This window comes from Bacillus sp. AFS001701 (assembly GCF_002559405.1).
Lineage (GTDB): Bacteria > Bacillota > Bacilli > Bacillales > Bacillaceae_G > Gottfriedia.
Map to the genome: position 1 here is coordinate 1 of NZ_NTZO01000584.1, position 5,280 is coordinate 5,280.

The 5,280-nt window shown below is 33.4% G+C and carries 4 protein-coding genes; all 4 read left to right on the top strand.

Translation table 11 applies throughout. The features are described from left to right. Window positions 1-167: 167 nt before the first annotated feature. The 4 genes from CN514_RS23500 to wecB all read left to right on the top strand — a co-directional run bounded on the left by CN514_RS23500 (window position 168) and on the right by wecB (window position 5,123). A complete protein-coding gene (locus CN514_RS23500; protein ID WP_098234644.1) occupies window positions 168-584 on the top strand; it encodes a hypothetical protein in 417 nt (138 codons plus the stop codon). A gap of 10 nt (window positions 585-594) precedes the next feature. Next, on the top strand, window positions 595-2,709 hold the full coding sequence (locus tag CN514_RS23505; protein WP_098234645.1) for a CgeB family protein: 2,115 nt from the start codon (window positions 595-597) through the stop codon (window positions 2,707-2,709). A gap of 12 nt (window positions 2,710-2,721) precedes the next feature. Next, complete coding sequence (locus tag CN514_RS23510) at window positions 2,722-3,705, top strand: glycosyltransferase (RefSeq protein WP_098234646.1); 984 nt, start codon at window positions 2,722-2,724, stop codon at window positions 3,703-3,705. Between the two features lie 314 nt (window positions 3,706-4,019). Continuing rightward, window positions 4,020-5,123 carry a non-hydrolyzing UDP-N-acetylglucosamine 2-epimerase gene (gene wecB, locus CN514_RS23515; RefSeq protein WP_483295033.1) on the top strand — a complete coding sequence of 368 codons (1,104 nt, stop codon included), beginning with the start codon at window positions 4,020-4,022 and terminating at the stop codon, window positions 5,121-5,123. Window positions 5,124-5,280: the final 157 nt, after the last annotated feature.

The window sequence follows — 5,280 nt, forward strand, 5'->3', positions numbered from 1 at the left end:
TCATTGCAAGTTTTGCATTGGCAGTTATTTTTTTTTACATTTTTTTAACATGGACACTTATTTAGATTCACATAAAATCGTTAATCTTAAATTAATCATAATATTTTCTTTTTTTAATAAACACATCTTTATTGAATATAGTGTTTATCCTGATCTGGAGGTTTGAAATGAAGAATAGTGAATTATTGAATAGTAGTCATGTTGATTCAACAACTGTAAATTTTAAACCAAATTTAATAGAGGTTTCGAATGAGGATTTCGATGCGAATCTTGAGCGACAAAATGAATTATTAATGAAACAAAATGAGTTCCTATCTGATAAGGTGATGGAATTGGAAAAAAGAATGGAAGAGCAATTATTTCGTCAGTTGGATTTAATCGTAGAGCATGAGGAATTTATGATGGGGCTTGATGATTATGTTCTTGTAAACGAAGTAAAGCAGTCATTTGGTTCGTATGAATATGAAAAATTGCAAGAAGAATATCAAAAGCTGCAATTAAATTATGAAACGTTTAGGAATTCAAAGTTTGGAAAATTAGCAAGGAAGTATTGGAAGCTCTTGAAGTATTTAAAAAGAAAATGAGGGGTCATTTATGTTAAAAGAATTAATCGAAAAACAAATTACTAGATTACGTAATGAAAAATATGACACAAAGATGATGCTGCAGGAATTAATGAATGTGGATGAACCCTTTTATTTTCAAAATCATGAGTTACTTCCATTTTCAGCTGATGATTTTACAGTCTCAAAAGGTATTCAAAAGTTTCAGAAGGAAAAGAAAACACTATTTCATAACAAACTAGTAAGGCAGACTGCTGTCATTGATTATATAGATGAAACAAAATTAAGGGATTTACTTTTTAATGAAGGTAGAAGTAAATTATTTACTAGATTTGGGATCACTGGCTTTGTCAGCGGTAAAAGTGAGGTTGTTTGTGAGTTACGACTAATAGATAACGAGAACAACTCAAGTACATTAAGTTTTCATATAGACGAGGTAATTGATCTATCTGAATTTAGTCAGAAAGAGATTCAATCGGTTTCTTTTTCGATTTACATGACAGGTGCTGCCACGCTTCATCTATTCCATGCTAAATTAATGGGTTCATATAAAAAGAATGAAAGCGAAAATATTCACCTAATTAAACAAAAGAAAGAAATTAAGGACTTTCGAGTTGGGTTTATTGCAGACGAATTTACAACACGATGCTTCGATTATGAATTTCAACTTGTAAAAGTCACTCCTGAGAATTGGTTAGATGAGTTCAAAAAACATCGAATCGATTTCTTCTTTTGTGAGTCTGCATGGCTTGGAAACGAAGGAGCTTGGAAGGATAAGATTGGTACGAAAAATCACAGAAATCATACGAAACTATTAAAACTAGTTTATTGGTGTAAAGAACACTATATCCCCACCGTTTTTTGGAATAAAGAAGATCCGTTCCATTACCAAGCTTTTATCGATACAGCTAAGCATTTTGATTATGTATTCACGACTGATTTTGAATCAGTACAGAACTATGTCGCAGAAGGCTGTGAAAATGTTTATTGTTTACCATTTGCTGCTCAACCAAAAATTCACAATCCAATTGAATATCTTCCACGTAAAGAGAAGGTAGTTTTCGCTGGAGCTTATTACGGTAAAAAGTTTCCTGAACGTACGAATGCGATGGAGAAGCTAGTCAATGCTTCGAAGGAATTTGGACTAGATATTTATGACCGAAACTATCATAATCCAACAAGTCCTAATCAGTTTCCTGATGAGTATAAGCCATTTATTGTTGGAAACTTAAAACAAAATGAAATCGATATTGCGTATAAAGGATATAAAGTAGCACTAAACGTAAATAGTATTACGAAATCTCCGACAATGTTTGCCCGGAGAGTATTTGAGTTATTGGCAAGTAATACCCCAATTATTAGTTCCAATTCAGAAGGGATTCACAGAATGTTTGGAGACATTGTGACTGCTACCGATAATGAAAAACTGATGAAGGAACGACTTTCTAATTATTACTCAGATGAGACTTTTTATAAGAAAAACCGTTTACTCACATTACGTAAAGTATTAGAGGAACACACTTATACGAATCGAGTGGAAGATTTATTAAATATTATCAATCTACCATTCGAAAAGAATGAAGAGACTGCTACATTAGTAGGGATTGTTCGAAGTAAAGCTGACTATGAAAAGTTAATGGAAATTTACACTAGACAAGGAATCAAACGAAAAAAACTAGTGATCTTACTCGACCTGTTTGATGGTTATCTAAATATTTTTAATCAAAACAATCTCGGGGATATTAAAACTTACCTTATTGATTACTGCCATCACTATTTTAGTTTGAATGATCTTGTTGATTCGAATTATATTGCTCCGATTAATCTAGCCCATTATTATGGTGAGAATTATTTAAGAGACTTGATGTTAGCGACTAAGTATACGAATGATACGATTATTGCTAAAGGCAATGGAAATAGCTATAACTACGTAAATGATTGCCATATTGACGAAGCATTGATTTGTAAAAAGGCGACAAGATTTATTCGCCCAAGTGAATTTATCAGTCTTTTAGACAACAAATCAACAATTGGCCATTTCTCAAAAGCTGGCGTTCAATTTTTTGAAATTGATGAGTTTAATTTTTATCGAGATGCCTATGAACAAGCCATTAGCCGAGACAAAATTGAGAGTATTTTAGTATAAGGAGCTGTTTTTATGAAACTGGCGATTATAGGGCATGATTTAAAATTTATTAACGAAGCGATTAAGAGGTTTGAAACTAGAAGTGACATTGAAATAAAAATAGATTTATGGGAAGGCCATACAATTCATCAAGTTGGTAAAAGTTTAGAAATCGTTAATTGGGCGGATGTTCTTTTTTGCGAGTGGGGACTTGGAAATGTCATTTGGTATCAGGAGCATAAAAAAGATCATCAAGTATTAATCGTTAGAATGCATCGTTTTGAAATGAATACCCCTTTTCCAGAACGATTTGATTTTACGAAGATTGATAAGATTATTGCGATTTCTTCTTATATATTTGAGGAATTCCATCGTGTTGCAAGAATTCCTAGAGAAAAGATGATTGTCATTCAAAATGGTGTTGATGTCGATCGATTCCATTTGCCTAAGCAATATGATGCAGATTTTCGAATTGGATTACTTGGATATGTTCCGAAGTTAAAACGATTAGATCGAGCACTTGAGATATTTGAAAAGTTATACGAAAAAGACAGCCGATATACTCTTTCGATAAAAGGGAAGCATCCGAAAGAGTTTCCGTGGGTTTGGAATAATCAACAAGAGCAGGATTATTATACAAGTTTATTTCGAAAAATTGAGAAATCCCACTATCGTAATCAAATTCAGTTTGAAGAGTGGGGAGATTCAGCGGAATGGCTTGAGTCGATTGGTTATGTCTTATCAGTTAGCGATTATGAAAGTTTTCACTTAGCACCCGTTGAAGGGATGGCTTCTTGCGCTGTGCCAATTGTATTAAATCGTGAAGGAGCTCGAACGATCTTCCCTGATGAGTATATTTTCGAATCACTCGATCGAGCAGCGCAGTACATTGCGGATAGTAGAAAAGGGTCTAGGAAAGAACTAGTTGAATTTGTGAAGGAAAATTACTGTATGGATAAAATGTGTTCAGAGATTTTGAGGCTAATTGATGAGTTACAAGTAAAATTAGTTCATTAAGTATTTCGGGAGAGCACAGTGAATTCTTGAGTAGAAGGAACTGTGCTTTTTTCTTCTATTATTATTTACATCGAGTATGAATGATTTCAAAATGTGGGAAACTAAGTGTATAGAATCGAATAATTACTAGTTAAAGAACTTATTAGGGATTAAGCCGATTAATTTTTAAAATTGATCATTTTAATAGAGGAATAAACGGTATTTTTCGTGGTAAAAAATGTCTTTATTTCTTCAGTTAAGATACAATAGATAGATACATATTTCAATAAGCCGATTTGTTTTTGAAAGGGGAAAGAATTTTGACTGTTAAAGTAATGACAATTTTTGGAACAAGACCAGAAGCGATTAAGATGGCGCCACTAGTGCTTGAGCTAGCTAAACATCCTGATCAAATAGAATCCATTGTGACGGTTACAGCTCAGCATCGTCAAATGTTGGATCAAGTTCTTGAAATTTTTGAAATCACGCCTGATTATGATTTAAATATAATGAAGGACCGCCAAACTTTAATCGATGTAACAACTCGAGGTTTGGAAGGTTTAAATAAGATTATGCAAGAAGTAAAGCCGGACATTGTATTAGTTCATGGTGATACGACAACAACTTTTATTGCTAGTCTTGCAGCTTTTTATAATCAAATTGCAATTGGTCATGTTGAAGCGGGTTTACGTACTTGGGACAAGTATTCACCATACCCAGAAGAAATGAACCGTCAATTAACTGGCGTCATGGCGGATTTACATTTTTCTCCTACGACAAAATCAGCACAAAATTTATTAGCTGAAAATAAAAAGGAAGAAACAATTTTTATTACTGGTAATACTGCGATCGATGCACTGAAAACAACCGTAAAAGAAGAGTATGCTCATTCTGTTCTTGACCAGATTGGTAACGACAGATTAGTCTTAATGACTGCACATCGTCGTGAAAATTTAGGGGAACCAATGAGAAATATGTTTAAAGCGATTAAGCGTTTAGTCGAAAAACATCATGATATTCAAGTTGTGTATCCTGTACACATGAATCCTGTTGTTCGAGAAATTGCAAATGAAGTTTTAGGAAATGACAATCGAATCCATTTAATTGAACCACTAGATGTGATCGATTTCCATAACTTTGCTGCAAGATCGCATTTAATTCTAACTGATTCTGGTGGTGTACAAGAAGAGGCACCTTCTTTAGGCGTACCTGTTCTTGTTTTGCGTGATACGACAGAACGTCCTGAAGGAATTGATGCTGGTACATTAAAGCTTGCTGGAACTGACGAAGAAGTCATTTTCTCGTTAGCCGATGAACTGTTGTCGGATGAAGAGGCACATGCAAAAATGTCTAAAGCATCTAATCCATATGGAGACGGCGAAGCTTCTAGAAGAATTGTTGAAGTGATTATTCAACATTTTAATCATAAAACAAAGTAATCATGTGTAAGGAAAGACTATCTTTGAAAACTATTCAAGGATAGTCTTTTTTGATTTTAATTGAGGGTTTACAAGTGAAATAAGATCTTTTAGAAATTAATATAAAACCCTTTTAATAAAGTATCTATCCTAAATGGTATAGATACTATTAAAAGTC